Origin of the sequence: Mycobacterium decipiens, assembly GCF_963853665.1 — a bacterium.
GTDB lineage: Bacteria > Actinomycetota > Actinomycetes > Mycobacteriales > Mycobacteriaceae > Mycobacterium > Mycobacterium decipiens.
In genome coordinates, this window is record NZ_OY970459.1 from 2751095 (window position 1) to 2766174 (window position 15080).

The 15080-nt window shown below is 64.4% G+C and carries 14 protein-coding genes; 5 read left to right on the forward strand and 9 right to left on the reverse strand.

Features of this window, described 5'->3' with window-relative positions; genetic code table 11:
• Positions 1 to 15 precede the first annotated feature (15 nt).
• The 3 genes from AADZ55_RS12270 to AADZ55_RS12280 form a co-directional block, all read right to left on the reverse strand.
• The gene (locus AADZ55_RS12270; protein WP_119185097.1) at positions 16 to 459 is read right to left on the reverse strand and encodes a Fur family transcriptional regulator; all 444 of its coding nucleotides are present in this window, start codon (positions 457 to 459) and stop codon (positions 16 to 18) included.
• A 214-nt stretch (positions 460 to 673) separates the two neighbouring features.
• Positions 674 to 1267, reverse strand: coding sequence for a YbhB/YbcL family Raf kinase inhibitor-like protein (locus tag AADZ55_RS12275; RefSeq protein WP_085327428.1), 594 nt, complete (start codon positions 1265 to 1267; stop codon positions 674 to 676).
• A gap of 72 nt (positions 1268 to 1339) precedes the next feature.
• Entirely contained in the window at positions 1340 to 2350 is a 1011-nt protein-coding gene (locus tag AADZ55_RS12280; RefSeq protein ID WP_085327415.1) for a synaptic vesicle VAT-1 family membrane protein, read from the reverse strand.
• Between the two features lie 103 nt (positions 2351 to 2453).
• Between AADZ55_RS12280 and AADZ55_RS12285 the strand changes: the two genes are divergently transcribed.
• The gene (locus AADZ55_RS12285; protein ID WP_085327416.1) at positions 2454 to 3176 is read left to right on the forward strand and encodes an MBL fold metallo-hydrolase; all 723 of its coding nucleotides are present in this window, start codon (positions 2454 to 2456) and stop codon (positions 3174 to 3176) included.
• A 7-nt stretch (positions 3177 to 3183) separates the two neighbouring features.
• Here the strand turns inward: AADZ55_RS12285 and AADZ55_RS12290 are convergent, their stop codons facing one another.
• From AADZ55_RS12290 to AADZ55_RS12300, 3 genes are read right to left on the reverse strand one after another with little or no spacing between them, the layout of a single operon-like run.
• The gene (locus AADZ55_RS12290; RefSeq protein ID WP_085327417.1) at positions 3184 to 3552 is read right to left on the reverse strand and encodes a hypothetical protein; all 369 of its coding nucleotides are present in this window, start codon (positions 3550 to 3552) and stop codon (positions 3184 to 3186) included.
• A gap of 43 nt (positions 3553 to 3595) precedes the next feature.
• Positions 3596 to 5926 carry a hypothetical protein gene (locus tag AADZ55_RS12295; RefSeq protein WP_085327418.1) on the reverse strand — a complete coding sequence of 777 codons (2331 nt, stop codon included), beginning with the start codon at positions 5924 to 5926 and terminating at the stop codon, positions 3596 to 3598.
• The gene (locus AADZ55_RS12300) at positions 5916 to 6242 is read right to left on the reverse strand and encodes a hypothetical protein (RefSeq protein WP_085327419.1); all 327 of its coding nucleotides are present in this window, start codon (positions 6240 to 6242) and stop codon (positions 5916 to 5918) included. Before AADZ55_RS12300 ends, AADZ55_RS12295 begins: the two co-directional genes overlap by 11 nt.
• A 190-nt stretch (positions 6243 to 6432) precedes the next feature.
• Here AADZ55_RS12300 and aceA point away from each other — a divergent pair, with 190 nt between their 5' ends.
• Complete coding sequence (gene aceA / locus AADZ55_RS12305; RefSeq protein WP_085327420.1) at positions 6433 to 8733, forward strand: isocitrate lyase ICL2; 2301 nt, start codon at positions 6433 to 6435, stop codon at positions 8731 to 8733.
• Between the two features lie 178 nt (positions 8734 to 8911).
• Here the strand turns inward: aceA and AADZ55_RS12310 are convergent, their stop codons facing one another.
• On the reverse strand, positions 8912 to 9091 hold the full coding sequence (locus AADZ55_RS12310) for a hypothetical protein (protein WP_085327421.1): 180 nt from the start codon (positions 9089 to 9091) through the stop codon (positions 8912 to 8914).
• A gap of 137 nt (positions 9092 to 9228) precedes the next feature.
• Here AADZ55_RS12310 and AADZ55_RS12315 point away from each other — a divergent pair, with 137 nt between their 5' ends.
• The gene (locus AADZ55_RS12315) at positions 9229 to 10407 is read left to right on the forward strand and encodes an LLM class flavin-dependent oxidoreductase (RefSeq protein ID WP_085327422.1); all 1179 of its coding nucleotides are present in this window, start codon (positions 9229 to 9231) and stop codon (positions 10405 to 10407) included.
• Between the two features lie 17 nt (positions 10408 to 10424).
• Here the strand turns inward: AADZ55_RS12315 and AADZ55_RS12320 are convergent, their stop codons facing one another.
• Both AADZ55_RS12320 and AADZ55_RS12325 read right to left on the reverse strand, forming a co-directional pair.
• On the reverse strand, positions 10425 to 10892 hold the full coding sequence (locus AADZ55_RS12320; RefSeq protein ID WP_085327423.1) for an SRPBCC family protein: 468 nt from the start codon (positions 10890 to 10892) through the stop codon (positions 10425 to 10427).
• Positions 10893 to 10974: 82 nt separating this feature from the next.
• On the reverse strand, positions 10975 to 12261 hold the full coding sequence (locus AADZ55_RS12325; protein ID WP_085327424.1) for a haloacid dehalogenase-like hydrolase: 1287 nt from the start codon (positions 12259 to 12261) through the stop codon (positions 10975 to 10977).
• Between the two features lie 305 nt (positions 12262 to 12566).
• On the opposite strand from AADZ55_RS12325, the gene AADZ55_RS12330 reads away from it, so the two are divergent.
• Positions 12567 to 13700: a serine hydrolase domain-containing protein gene (locus AADZ55_RS12330; RefSeq protein ID WP_085327425.1), complete on the forward strand. Its 1134-nt coding sequence runs from the start codon at positions 12567 to 12569 to the stop codon at positions 13698 to 13700.
• Between the two features lie 50 nt (positions 13701 to 13750).
• A complete protein-coding gene (gene lipD / locus AADZ55_RS12335; RefSeq protein ID WP_207569172.1) occupies positions 13751 to 15028 on the forward strand; it encodes a lipase LipD in 1278 nt (425 codons plus the stop codon).
• The last annotated feature ends 52 nt before the right edge of the window (positions 15029 to 15080 follow it).

The following is a 15080-nucleotide window of genomic DNA, read 5'->3' on the forward strand; positions in this document are numbered from 1 at the left end:
TGTATCGGGCTGTGATCACGGGTGTGATCGGGAATCGTCTGATATCGAGCAATCAGGGCATCGCCCCCAGTAGATAACCTCGGCCTCGTCCAGCAGGAAGCCGTTATGGTCTGAGGCCGTCAGACAGGGTGCCTCGCCAACAGCACAGTCGACGTCTGCGATAACGCCGCACGATCGGCAAACGATGTGATGGTGGTTGTCGCCGACCCTGGATTCGTAGCGCGCGACGGACCCCGACGGCTGGATCCTTCGTACCAAGCCCGCCGCGGTTAGGGCATGCAGCACGTCGTACACGGCTTGCCGGGATACCTCGGGCAGGACGGCGCGCACGGCGCCAAAGATCGTTTCCGTGTCGGCGTGCGGATGCGCATTTACTGCGTCCAGGACCGCGACGCGCGGGCGGGTCACGCGCAAATCAGCCGTCCGTAGCTGCTCGGCGTAGTCCGATATCGAGGACACACTAGACAATATGACTCCCTTTTCTGGAATCAGTCAAGTCTATCCGTTTCTGCGGTGGCGAGTCGGGGCAGGCAGGGGTACAGCGCAGCCACCGGATCGAAACGCTGCTCGAACTGCTCCGGACGCATGTTCCCCTCGCAGCTGAACACGTTCCTGCACAACCGATCTCACGTGCGTCTGGTTGCGGCCCGCCAGATCGCCGCATGCCGCTGTATCAGCCTTCGAATGTTCCGATGAGCCTGGCCTGCGCCGTGGCGGCCTGCGCTATCGCCAGCGCCGCTTGTGTTCCAGCCAGCCCCGCAAGCGGGGGCACGGCAGGAAGATGGTAGAGGGTAAACCGGTAGTGGTGTGTTCCGCTGCCCGCCGCCGGGCAGGGGCCGGAGTATGCGGTCTGACCGCTGGAGTTCGGCAGGCTGAATGCGCCATCAGGCGTCTCACCATCCGCGGTGCTGCCCGAGCCAGGGGCAATTCCGATCACGATCCAGTGCACGTACGGTTCCCGGGGTGCGTCCGGATCATCAACAACGAGAGCGCCGCCCGATGGCGCCGACCAGGTCAACGGCGGCGCGATATTGGCTCCTTTGCATGTGTACTGTTCCGGGATCGGCGCACCGTCGGCGAATGCCGGACTGGTGATCGTCATTGCATCGCCGTTAGGCGCTTCCGGCATGGTCCGGCCGACCGCCGACAGTTTCAGCGCGAGCGGCGCCGCGGTTCGACTGTCGCTGTCGCCGGCGTAGCCAACCAACGTCACGGGGAGCGCCACGGCCACCACGGCCAACGCGATTCGGTGCAGCGCCCGTGCCATTGTCGATTCCATATAGATCATTGTCGCTAAGCATGATTGGAGAAGCCAGCATTTCGACCAACGCCAATGCGGCTAGGACTCCGGCACCAATACGACCTTGCCGACATTCGCCCGCGCAGCCAGAATCCGGTGTGCCTCAGGAGCTTCGGCGAACGGCACGGCCGCATGAACTACCGGCGAGATCGTCCCGTCGGCGAGCGCCTTGGTCAGCGGCGTGATCCAGGGCTCAAGCGTGCCGCGGTCGTCCCACAATCGCAGCATGTTCAGACCGATCACGGTTTTCGAGTCCGAGAGCTGGTCCATTAGGTTGAAACCGCGCAGCATTGACAACGCGTGCGGTATCACCCGGCGCAACGATCGCTTCTCGCCCTGCTGCATATTTGAAATCCCGTAACCGACCAGCCTTCCGCCCGGACGCAACAGATCGTAGGACCGCCGCAGCGAAGTGCCGCCGAGCGCGTCGAGCACGAGGTCATACGGGCCCAATCCCTTCCACCAGCCGTCGCGGCGGTAGTCGATCGCACGGTCCACACCGAACTCGGCCAGCTTCTGGTGCTTTCCCGGCGATGCGGTGCCATGCACTTCGGCCTTCGCGGCTTTCGCGAACTGGACCGCCGCGATGCCGACACCACCAGCCGCGGCGTGAACCAGCACCCGCTCACCGGCGCGCAACGACCCGTAGCCGTGAATCGCCGCCCAGGCGGTCGCGTAGTTCACCGGGACCGCGGCACCCTGCTCGAAGCTCAGCGCATCGGGCAGCACCACCGAATCGGTGGCCGTGACGTTGACGATCTCGGCGTAGCCACCGAATCGCGTACCGGCCAGGACGCGTTCGCCGACCCGGTTCGGATCGACCCCGTCACCGACGGCCTCCACGGTCCCAGCGACTTCGTAACCGACCACCGCCGGAAGCTTCGGCGCGTCCGGATACAGACCGACGCGGGCGAGATGGTCGGCGAAGTTCACCCCTGCCGCGCGTACGGCGACCTGCAGCTGGCCCGCGCCCGGTGGTGGCGGGTCGGGTCGCTGCTGCACCTGCAAGACCGATGGGTCGCCATGTTTGGTGATGACGACTGCGCGCATTGGTTCCTCCTTGTCGGGACTCGTCGAAGTGCCGCGAGCTGGACTACAGAATGCCGGACCAGCAACCGGGCACAACGGCCCGGGGTTCGCTACCTTGCTCCTTGTGCACTACGTGTGGGAGCAGCTAGCGGGCAACGTGCATCGTTGCCGGCTGCCGTTCTGTGACGTCACCATCGGTCTGATACCGGGCCGCACCGGGACACTGCTCGTCGACACCGGTACCACGCTCGACGAAGCCGCCGCGATCGCTGCCGACGTAAAGCAGATTGGTGGTCGCCCGGTAACGCATATTGTGTTGACGCACAAGCATTTCGACCACGTGCTGGGTTCCTCGGTGTTCGAGGAAGCGGAGGTGTTCTGCGCACCCGAGGTTGTCGAATACCTGTCGTCGGCTACCGACCAGCTCCGCGAACACGCGCTGAGCTACGGCGCGGACGCCGGTGAGGTCGACCGCGCGATCGCCGCCCTGAAGCCACCGCAGCACGGGACCTACGACACGATAATCGATCTCGGAGATCGCACCGTCACCATCACCCGCCCCGGTAGCGGTCACACCACAGCAGACCTAGTCGTGGTGGCACCCGCCCCCGCCCATGAACATGGTCCGGTGGTGGTCTTCACCGGTGATCTTGTCGAGGAGTCAGCCGACCCCTATATCGATGCCGATTCGGATTTGGCGGCCTGGCCGGCAACGCTGGATCGGGTACTCGCGATCGGCGGACCCGACGCCGTCTACGTGCCGGGCCACGGGAAGGTCGTCGACGCGGAGTTCGTCCGTCGGCAGCGCGATTGGTTGCGAAAGCGTGCCGACCGCGAGCCTCGCTGAACGCGAGCTACTTGGCCGTGCAGGCGGCGACGAGGGCATCCGGGTCGGTCACGCTGACCCACAATTCCCGCACCGCCATCGACTTCTTCCACATCTTGGCCTGCGCGGGCGGATCGATCGTCAACGCGACCAAGCCCGTACGCGACCCGTTGACCAGCCAGCGGCCAAAGCCAAAGTGCACTCCGGCCGCGTAGACGCGGGCGTTGGTGGCTTCCGCCTTCGTGATCGATGTCAAGGGGATGTCGGCGGCAAACGCCCATCCCATCTTTATGTGAAGGCTCCCCACTTCGACCCGCAACTCGCTGTTCTTGGGGCCAAGCCCGAGCGGCACGCAAAGCGGGAGAAACCAAAGGTCAAAGCGCAACTGGGTCACCACGACACCGACCCTAGCTGCGGGTGAGTCATCGCGGCGGGTTTCGTCAGCCGATCACCGGCGCCGGCGCGAGAACCTCGACCACACCAAAGTTCGTCGACCACGCCCTCCGATAGTCGCGCCACGTCGGGGTCAGGCGGCCTCGGCTGGTGCATCGCGGCTCGTAGTGAAGGCACCGCTGAGCCGAGGCCGCGTGCGCGGCCTCGTCGACGACGGTGACCGATAGCAGCATCTCGACGGGCTCGTTCGTTGCGACCGTCAGCAACAGGGTGGTTCCGTCGATCTGATAGTGCGCGACCGCACCACCACCGAGGTCTTGCTGGCCGCTGGTCCCGGCAAGTTCGTCGCCGTTGAGTTGCCAGTTGGCCTTCTGGTCCGGCCCGAAACCGCTTGTAATCGCATCGAATCGGCCCTGCGGACGCCTCGGCCGCACGATGGGTCCGACGAACGTGCCGAGGCGCCGGTCGATAAGCGGTAACGCGCGAATGGCCTCTTTCACGGCATCGACATCTCTGGCCGACGCCGGAGCGGGGACCATGGCGCGGACCGCCTCGCGCATCTGGCCACACGGATCGGGTTGCACACCGGTTGCGCCGATTCCCGTCGTAACTTCGCCCCGGCCGGCCCGCAGTGCGGGTGACGGCACGAACACCGCAGAACCGGGCTTGGCGAGCTCTCCGAATGTACCGAAAATTCCTGGTGGACAGGTAAAGTCACCCACGATCTGGACTGCAGCAACCGCCTTTTCCCAGGTGATGTAGCGGAACCGGATGTTGTCGAGACGCACGTCAATGGCCTGGACGGCCGCCCATCTACCTTCGTTGGTGCGCACACCGTAGATCCGCAGCGATTCCTTGAACGGATTGCCGCTCAGGAAACCGAACGGATCGATGCTGGCCAGGTCGTCCAGCGGAATCGGGTTGGGCGCGTCATAGGAGTAGCCGTACACCGCCGCGCGGTAAAGGCCGTCGAAATCACGCAGGCCGGTGCGGGCCCAGCGGGCACCGCACACCGCCTGCACCGTGCGGTTAAACGCGCCGCCGCGTACCGTGAGGTCCCCACTGGGCATGTCGCGGGCGCCAACTCGACCGCTGTCAAGGTCAAACGCCGCACCGTTTGGCACGACAACTGTCCCGGCGGCCCGCACCGGCGCGGTGTCGATAGGCCGAACCCGGCACCCGATCTGCACGTCGTCGATGAAGGCGTCGCTGAAGATCAGGTTGAAGCCCACCGCTGGGACGTTAACCGGGATCAGAAGCTGGTTGAGCGCGTCAGCGATATGGGCGGCGACGCTGTTGATGGTGCCCTCGATCACCTCTTCGGCGATGTACATGATGAGCGGGATCAGCACCGCGCCGATAATCACACCGACGACGGTCGGGAGAAGCGCGCCAAGCAGCGCCCCGATTACCGCGCCCGCCACCCAGCAGTACCAGGGAATGTCGACGTCGACGGTGGGATCGTCCGCATCGACGTCCACGACCAGCTGGCCGCTGGCGACCGCGATGGTGATTTTCGCCCCGACCGTGCCGGTGGCCGAATAGCAGAATCCAGACTTGGCGATCTTGACCTGAACGTGCAGCGCCCCGTCGTCGCCTGCGCTGATCGACAGACCGGTCAGGTCCACCTCGTTGTCCTCGTCGATGCGGACAGTGCGGGTGAGCCTGCAGTTGGTGAACGCGCCGTCAAGTTGCAGCGAGTTGTCGATCATCGGACTGATGACCCGGCAGATCCAGCCCATCGACGCGACGATGCCCCCGTTGCCGCCACCGGAGATGAAGCTCTGCGTGAACGCCGCCTTGTTACCGGGACTTCCGCCGCCGAACGTAACCAGAAACGCGGAGGCATCCTTGTCGGCCGGTGCGGTGTCGTCGACGATATGCACGTCGGCGTTCTTCATCTGGGTGGTGGCGGTGGTGGCACGGTCGACCGGGAAGGGCACCAGCGGGATCAGTTTCACGTTCTGCCGCAGGAACGCGGCGAACAGCCCATCCAGACCCGGGATCGGAAACCCCGCAACGGCGATCTCGGTCAACCACAGCTTCTGCTCCAGATTGATTCGCACCAGGTCGATTCCGTTGGTGGTGGCGTCCACATCCACGCTGGCGACGATGCGCAGCGACCCGAGTGCACCCGCCTCGCCAAGCAGCACGCGGATGTCGACCACGTCGGTGGCAGCGGGCGGCAGGCCGCTAGGCCGGTCGAAGGCGACCGTAACCGAAAACGGGGTGGCCGGGTCGAGCTGGATGCCGAGGCCACCCAGGATGGTGCCCAGCAGAAAGCCCCCGGTATCGAACACCACGCTGAGCAACTGCTGATACGCCTGTTCGGCGAACTCGACGACGAGGTCGTAGCCGTGGGTCTGCTCACCGGCCATCGGACACACCACCTCTGGTCACGTTGGGGGCGCCGGTGAAGCGGATGTTCACGTTGGCGGTGAGAACCTGCCCGTTCGGCAGCCGAAACGACCGGGGCCGGTGCAAGTCCGGGGCATCACCGGTCAACGAGGCCGACTTGAGGCGCTGCTTGATGATCGGCGGCACATCGATTTTCAGTTCGGCCAAGGTGGCCTGCGGGTCGGCGGCGAACCGCCGGGCGATTTCCGGTTTCGCCAAGGCGGCAAGGATTTTGCGCTCCGACTTCTGCAACTCTTCGAACTCGGCGCGCAGGCGCGGACCAAGTCGATCAATCACTGGACTGAGTCCACTGTTCGGTGTGCGGCTGGTTCGCCGCGGATTCCTTGGTGCCATGCCATGACGTTAACCCCGAAACGATCGAGTGGCGTAGCTGATTTTGGGGACCGTTGGCCAGTGATCCAGCTCACCCGTGCGGGGATACACTCTGTCCGTCAGGTGAATCGGGACTGCAGAGGAGCGTAGGGCCATGGCCACCGCCGAAACGGACACTGAGGTCCACACACCGTTCGAAGAAGACCTTGACAAACGCCTAGCCGCCGCGCAGCGATACTTCGACAGCTCGCGCTTTGCCGGGATCATTCGGCTCTACACGGCCCGTCAAGTTGTGCAGCAACGTGGCACGATCCCCACCGACTACATCGTGGCACGAGAGGCTGCGGCGGCTTTCTACGAGCGCTTGCGGGAGCTTTTTGCCGCGCGAAAGAGCATCACCACGTTCGGGCCCTACTCGCCGGGGCAGGCGGTGAGCATGAAGCGGATGGGCATCGAGGCGATCTACCTGGGTGGTTGGGCAACTTCAGCCAAGGGCTCCACCACCGAAGATCCCGGGCCCGACCTCGCCAGCTACCCGCTGAGTCAAGTGCCCGACGACGCCGCGGTACTGGTACGCGCCCTGCTCACCGCCGACCGCAACCAGGAGTACCAGCGCCTGCACATGAGCGAACGCCAACGCGCCGCGGCCCCGTCTTACGATTTCCGCCCGTTCATCATCGCTGACGCCGACACCGGACACGGCGGTGACCCGCACGTACGCAACCTGATCCGCCGCTTCGTGGAGGTGGGGGTGCCGGGATACCACATCGAGGACCAGCGCCCGGGCACCAAGAAGTGCGGCCATCAGGGTGGCAAGGTTCTGGTGCCATCGGACGAACAGATCAAGCGCCTCAACGCCGCCCGCTTCCAGCTTGACGTCATGCGGGTACCCGGCATCATCGTCGCGCGCACCGATGCCGAGGCAGCCAACCTGATCGATAGCCGCGCCGACGAGCGCGATCAGCCGTTCCTCCTTGGCGCCACCAACCTCAACGTTCCTTCTTACAAATCCTGCTTCCTGGCATTGCTGCGGCGCTTCTACGAACTGGGCGTCAAAGAACTGAACGGCCATCTTCTCTACGCGCTTGCCGACGGCGAGTACTCGGCCGCCGGCGCATGGCTTGAGCGCCAAGGGATCCTGGGCCTGGTCTCCGACGCCGTCAATACCTGGCGGGAGAACGGGCAGCAATCGATCGACGACCTTTTCGACCAGGTCGAGTCGCGGTTCGTGGCCGCCTGGGAGGACGACGCCGGGCTAATGACCTACGGCGAAGCGGTGGCGGAGGTGCTCGAATTCGGTGTGCGAGAGGGCGAACCAATCGGCATCAGCCCGCAGGAGTGGCGAGTGTTTGCGGGCCGGGCGTCGCTCTACGCCGCCAGGGAAAAGGCAAAGGAGTTGGGCGCCGACCCCGGCTGGGACTGCGAGCTGGCAACGACACCAGAAGGCTACTACCAGGTCCGGGGCGGTATTCCGTATGCGATCGCCAAGTCGCTGGCCGCGGCACCGTTCGCCGATATCCTCTGGATGGAGACCAAGACCGCTGATCTCGCCGACGCCCGGCAGTTCGCCGAGGCGATCCATGCGGAGTTCCCAGACCAGATGCTGGCTTACAACCTTTCGCCCTCGTTCAACTGGGACACCACCGGCATGACCGACGAGGAGATGAAGCGGTTCCCCGAGGAGCTGGGCAAGATGGGCTTCGTCTTCAACTTCATCACCTACGGCGGACACCAGATCGACGGTGTCGCGGCCGAGGAGTTCGCCACGGCGCTGCGACAGGACGGCATGTTGGCGCTGGCCCGGTTGCAGCGCAAGATGCGGTTGGTCGAGTCGCCCTACCGTACGCCGCAAACCCTGGTGGGCGGACCACGTAGCGATGCGGCACTGGCCGCCTCGTCCGGGCGCACGGCCACGACCAAGGCGATGGGCAAGGGCTCGACCCAGCACCAGCACCTGGTTCAAACCGAGGTGCCGCGCAAGCTGTTGGAGGAATGGCTGGCCATGTGGAGCGGCCACTACCAGCTCAAAGACAAACTGCGCGTGCAGCTTCGGCCCCAGCGCGCCGGCTCGGAGGTACTCGAACTCGGCATCTACGGCGAAGGCGGGGAGAAGCTCGCCAACGTGATCTTCCAACCGATCCAAGACCGGCGTGGCCGCACCATCCTCTTGGTGCGCGACCAGAACACGTTTGGTGAAGCGTTGCGTCAGAAGCGGTTGATGACCTTGATTCACTTGTGGCTCGTCCATCGCTTCAAGGCCGACGCGGTGCACTACGTCACGCCAACCGACGACAACCTCTATCAGACTTCGAAGATGAAATCCCACGGCATATTCAGCGAAGTCAATCAGGAGGTGGGCGAGATCATCGTCGCCGAGGTGAACCACCCGCGCATCGCCGACTTGCTGACACCCGATCGCATTGCGCTGCGGAAGTTGATCACCAAGGAACGGTAGTCAGCAAGCGGGCGCGAGCGTGACCCGAAACCGTTCTACACCAGAATATTTCTCACCTAGGAGCTCAATCCCGAATCCATTTGATCGGTAGAAGCCAACAGCCTCGGCATCGGTTTCCGCGACGATCCAAACCCGGCTGGAATCAGTCGACGCAAGGCCTTCAGCAAGCTCGTAGCGATTATTGCTCGGTCACAGCGACGAGTAGCCTCAGGGTGGGGTCGTCGCGGTATTGCTGAATAGCCTGGTCAAGCCGCTCAGCACCGTCACCCACCGCAAAGGCGAGCAGTCCGGCGATCCCAGAATCGTCAACGGAACCGGCCACCACCTGCATTCCGTCGGCTCGCGAGCTATCCGGCATGGCGCGATTGTGGCAGTGCACTCACCCAACACCGCCCTGCCACAAGTGAACTCTTGCGCTTGAGCCGCCAAAGCTGCCTACCGGAGGCCGACCGCCGGGGTTATGGTTCGTTCACGCCGATCGCAAGGGAGCCCCCCATGGCCAAGCTGAGGTTCGGATACTTCATCGCCCCATTCCACCGCGCAGGCACCAATCCAACGCTCGCCTTACAGCGTGACCTGGAGTTCATCGAACATCTCGACGCGCTCGGTTTCGACGAAGCGTGGATCGGCGAGCACCACTCAGCGGGCAGCGAGATCATCAGCTCACCAGAGGTCTTCATCGCCGCCGCTGCGGAGCGGACCAAGCGGATACGGCTTGGTACCGGTGTCATCTCGCTCGCCTACCACAACCCGCTCTGGGTCGCCGACCGGTTGATGTTGCTGGATCACCTGACCCATGGTCGCGTAATCGGTGGGGTGGGACCGGGCTCACTACCCACCGACTCGGCGATGATCGGGCTGACTCCCACCGACACTCGCGAACTGCTGGAAACCAACCTCGACATTGTGGTTCGCCTGCTGGCGGGCGAGACCGTCACCGCCAAGACCGCCACGCACCAGCTGTTCGACGCCCGGTTGCAGCTGGCCCCGTACACCGACGCTGGGATCGGTTTGGCGGTCGCCGCGGTCGCCTCCCCGACCGGGGCGCGCCTTGCCGGCAAGCACGGCATCGGCCTGCTATCCATCGGGGCGACGCTGACGATTGAGGGCTTCGATGCCCTCGCCTATCACTGGGGCATCGTCGAAGAGCGCGCAGCGGCCTTCGGGACACGGGTCGACCGCACGAACTGGGCCCTGGTCGGGCCATTCCACATCGCCGAGACCGACGAGCAGGCCCGTGCCGACGTCAAATTCGGCATCGAGGGTTGGTTCCGGTACTTCCAGAAGGTGGCCGCATTCCCGCAGATGACCATGCCGGGGGATCAGCTCGACGAAATGATCGACATCATCAACGACAGCGGTGCCGGCGTGATCGGCACACCGGAGCGGGCCCGGGCGCAGGTGCAGCGGCTGTGGGACCAATCCGGCGGATTCGGCTGCATGCTGCAAATGGGCCACGAGTGGGCCAACCCGGCCGCCACCAGACGATCCGCCGAATTATTCGCCGCCGAAGTGATGCCGCATTTCCAGGGACAGGCGCAACCAACACTCGATGCCGCTGCGCGGGCCAGCGAGGTGCGGGAAGAACTCGCACAGACTCAGCTGCAGGCCATCGACCACATGACCAAGAAGTATCAGGACGAGGCCGGGCCGAAGGAGGGCCAAAGCCGTTGAGCCAAGCGAATGCAACGCTACCGAGCGCTGGCAGACTCGCGCTCGGCAGCCTTGACCAGCCGGCCGGCAAACAACTTGACCGCGCCGCCCAAGGCCGCCCGCATTACCGGGCCCGTCCCGGCGACTCCCTCGACGAACGAACCCGTCCACCGGATATCTGTGCCGCCCAACGCATTTGGCGTGAGAACCACCTCGCCGGTGTAATCCCGGGCGGGCGTCTTGGGGCCAACCAGCTTGTAGACGTGACGACGATCCTGTTCGTACTCAAGGGTCTCCTCCCGTACGAACACGGGCCATATCCCTAGCTTGCGGATCGCCCCGATACCGCCGGGTGCAGGATCACCTTGGCGCACCCAACCCGATTGAACGACGAGCGGCTTCGCCCAGTCCGACCACCGGCCACCGTCCGTCACCAGCCGGAACAACGTCGCGGCAGACGCGCTAGTGGTCTTGGTGACCTCGAACGAAAACCTCCGACCCGACATGCATGACTCCCGATACGACAGCTGAAATGGCCCGAACTAGTGCTGCCGCGTACCCTACCGGTAAGTCCGGACGCCTGATGGCTTAAAAGACCGTGTCGACTTGATCCGGGATTGGGTTGCCGTCGGCGCCCAGTACCGGTCCTTTCGACCCGTCGGGGCTGATGGATGCCTGCCCGCACCGGTATGGCGCGTGCTGGGGCAACGGATCCATGAACATCGGGTTGACCGCCCACTTACCGCCCTTGGTGAAGAGGCCGTCGTAGGCCCGACACATGAGCAAGTCCTTGTTGCGGTTGATCGCGAGCGACGCCGCCGTGGCGTCGCCGACGAACGTGGTGTCGCTGTTCGAGTCGCCCGCCGCGAGGATTTGCCGACGATTCTCCGCTAGCTGATTGAAGGCTTCCGGGCCGCTCACCCCGAAGATGACCTGATTGGCCCAGCATCGTTTGCCGTCGAGGTAGGTAATGACCGAATCTTCGCCGTCGCTTACCCCACCGCAGCCGATCAGGTGAGCGGTTAATTTCCCCGATTGGTCGGCGACGCTGCGGACTCCGACGACATGCCGATCGTCGATACCTACCTCGCCCGCCCACACCTTGACGATCGGCTCGGGTGACGCCGACACCACCCAGGTGTCGATACCGTGCGCCTGCAGCGTCCCGACGAGGTCCTTGATCTGCGGATAGACGCGGATGTAACCGGCTACCTCCTGAGTTCCGACCTGCTGGGTGGCCCCGATTTTGGCGGCAAGGTTCTGTTTCTTGGCATTTTCGGCGAAACCGGCGAGTTCCTCGGCGGTATAGCCTGCCGAGAGCGCGTTGCCCCACGCGTAGGGTCCCTCCATACGGCGCGCGTCATTTCCCGCGAAAGCCGGCTGTCCCGTAGTGGTTTGGCCGTCGAGAAGGGACAGGATCTCGTCCGCGCACAGCGCGTTGGTGCTGGTCGGCAGCGGCTTGCCGGCGGGCACATCCTTGCCGCACGCCGCGCTAAGCGCGTTCGCCGCCGCGTCGGTCAGGTATCGGCCGGCGGTGTGCCAGTCCTGGTCGGCCGGCTGCAGCACCAGATCGTGCGTCAGCATGTAGTAGTTGGTCGCGTACCCGATGTCGTTCTTGACAATGGTGTTGTCCCAGTCAAAGATCGCGACCTTGCGCGTAGCACCGTTCGCAGTGTGGTTGCACCTGCTGTTGGCCTCGATCGCGGCTTGCAAAAACTCACGGACACCGTCGTGCCACGCCAGAGACGCGTCGAGCTGGCGACAACCGGACCTACGATCACCCGACGCTGGGGTAGCGCGTTGGTCGGTCGAGCAGCCGATGACGCAACCAAGCACCGTTGCGGCTGCCAACAGCGAAGGTATGGGGCGCGCCATGTAAGCCCTTCGTCATGCCAACGTGTACCGGCTGAAGGTTGATTGGGAACTGAATGGTTCCGGGCCGAAGTAAACGCTGAGCAAACTCGAGGCCGCCGAAATCTTTCCGGTCCGTTTCTTCACGGAAACCCGCGATCGATTCGAATCTCAAGCGACGCCGCCAGGGCCCGCGCGGTGCTGCCCGGCGATCAGCGCTGGCAGCGTAGTCTGGCCCGCACCGTGGGTGCGACCGAGCCGGTGGCCGTCGACGACGGACGACAGGGCAGCTTGGACCGGACGACCATGCGAAAGATACTGTTGGACAGATGAATTCGACTACAACGGGCTCGAATCGAACTAGCCACAACCGGCAGATGCGGCTGGGACTTCTGGCCGCCGCGCTGCTGCTCGGCTCCTGCACCGGCCAGCACACGACAAGCACACCCGCGACCACCACAGACACCTCCAATATCAAGGCCAGCAGTCAGCGCGTGCTGGACGACGCCATCAATGCTGATGAGCCAGGCTGTTCGGCCGCGGTGGGTGTCGAGGGGAAAGTCGTTTGGACAGGCGTCCGCGGCATTGCGAACCTGGCAACCGGGGCAAAGATCACCACGGACACCGTGTTCGATATCGCCTCGGTGTCCAAGCAGTTCACCGCCACTGCGATCCTGCTGCTCGTCGAGTCGGGAAAGCTGACCCTGGCTGACCCGATATCCCAATACCTACCCGAGCTGCCGCAGTGGGCCCAAACGGTCACCGTCGAGCAGCTGATGCATCAAACCAGCGGCATCCCTGATTACGTCGGATTGCTAGAAGCCGAGGGGTATCAGGTCAGCGACCGCACGACCGAAGCCGAAGCCCTGCAGGCGTTGGCAGCCGCGCCGGAGCTGGGATTGGCCCCTGGCAGCAGGTTCGACTACTCCAACTCCAACTACCTGCTGCTCGGCGAGATTGTCCACCGCGCCTCGGGGCAACCGCTGCCCGAATTCCTGCGCGACGAGATCTTCCAACCGCTGGGTCTGGCCATGGTGGTGGATCCAGTCGGCAAGGTTCCCAACAAAGCCGTGTCGTACGAGAAGGGGGCTGCCGGGAACCGGCCCGAGTACCGGGTGGCCAATCCGGCCTGGGAGCAGATCGGCGACGGTGCCATCCAAACCACACCTAGCCAGCTGGCCCGGTGGGCGGACAACTACCGAACGGGCAAGGTCGGCGGCCCGAAGCTACTCGAGGCCCAACTCGCCGGAGCCGTGGAAACCGAACCTGGTGCCAGCGACCGCTATGGCGCCGGAATCTTCTCCCTGGCCGACGGCACGCTCGACCACGACGGGGCCTGGGCCGGATTCGTCACGGCGTTCCACATCAGCAGTGACCGACGGACGTCGGTGGCCATCAGCTGCAACACCGACAAGCTGGACCCCGAAGCCATGGCCGATGCGCTCGGGCACTTCTGGATGTAGCGGGGCTACCCGGATTGGTCGCCGGTACCCCGGCTGCAATCATTCACGGTATGGCGCGACCGTCTATCCTCACCGCCGACGATGGCCTACCCTCCGGCGTGCAGGGCGCCTGCGACTCACGTTTCGCCGGTGTCATCCGTGCATTCGCTGGGCTGTACCCCGGACGCAAGTTCGGTGGCGGCGCACTGTCGGTCTATGTAGACGGTCGGCAGGTCGTCGATGTCTGGACCGGGTGGTCCGATCGGCGTGGGAAGGTGCCGTGGACCGCCGATACCGGCGCCATGGTGTTCTCCGCGACCAAGGGGTTGGCGGCGACGGTAATTCACAAGTTGGTCGACCGCGGCCTACTGGACTACGACGCACCGGTCGCCGACTACTGGCCCGAGTTCGGAGTCAACGGCAAGTCCGAGATCACCGTCAGCGACGTATTGCGACACCGATCCGGCCTGTCGCATCTCAAAGGCGTGGGCAAGAAGGAAGTGCTCGACCATCTGCTGATGGAGGCGAAACTGGCCGCCGCGCCGCTGGACCGCACGCACGGAAAGATGGCCTATCACGCGGTGACCTACGGATGGCTGTTGTCCGGTCTGGCCCGGGCTGTGACCGGCAAAGATATGCGGGAACTATTCCGCGAAGAGCTCGCACGCCCGCTCGACACCGACGGCATACATCTCGGCCGCCCGCCCGCAGCCGCACCCACCAAGGTGGCACAGACACTGCTACCCCAAACGAACATCCCCACGCCGCTGCTCGACTTCTTGGCACCAAAAGTTGCCGGGTTGTCGTTCTCCGGGCTTCTGGGCTCGATTTACTTCCCTGGCATCCTTTCCATGCTGCAGGGCGATATGCCGTTTCTCGATGGCGAGATTCCCGCCGTCAACGGGGTCGTGACCGCGCGCGCCCTCGCCAAGATGTACGCGGCCATTGCCAACGACGGCGCTATCGACGGAACACGACTACTCTCCTCCGAGCTGGTGCGCGGACTACGGGGGAAATCCGATCTGACCCTGGATCTGAACCTCGGTATCCCCTTCAGTTACCACCATGGCTATCAATCGTCCCCCGTCCCAGGACTTTTGGAGGGATATGGCCACATCGGTCTCGGCGGAACGATCGGCTGGGCTGACCCGGAGACCGGCAGTTCATTCGGATACGTGCACAACCGCCTTCTGACGCTGCTGTTGTTCGACGTCGGCTCGTTCGCGGGGCTGGCTCCGCTGCTGAACAGCGCCGTCACAGCCGCACGTCGAGACGATCCGCTGGAAGTGCCGCATTTCGGTGCGCCTTATAGCGAACCTAGCGAACACGAGCCGGCCGCCGGCGAGTAAGTACGCCTGTTATCGCGCGTGCCTGTGCGATTGCGCTTCCGCTCGACATGCG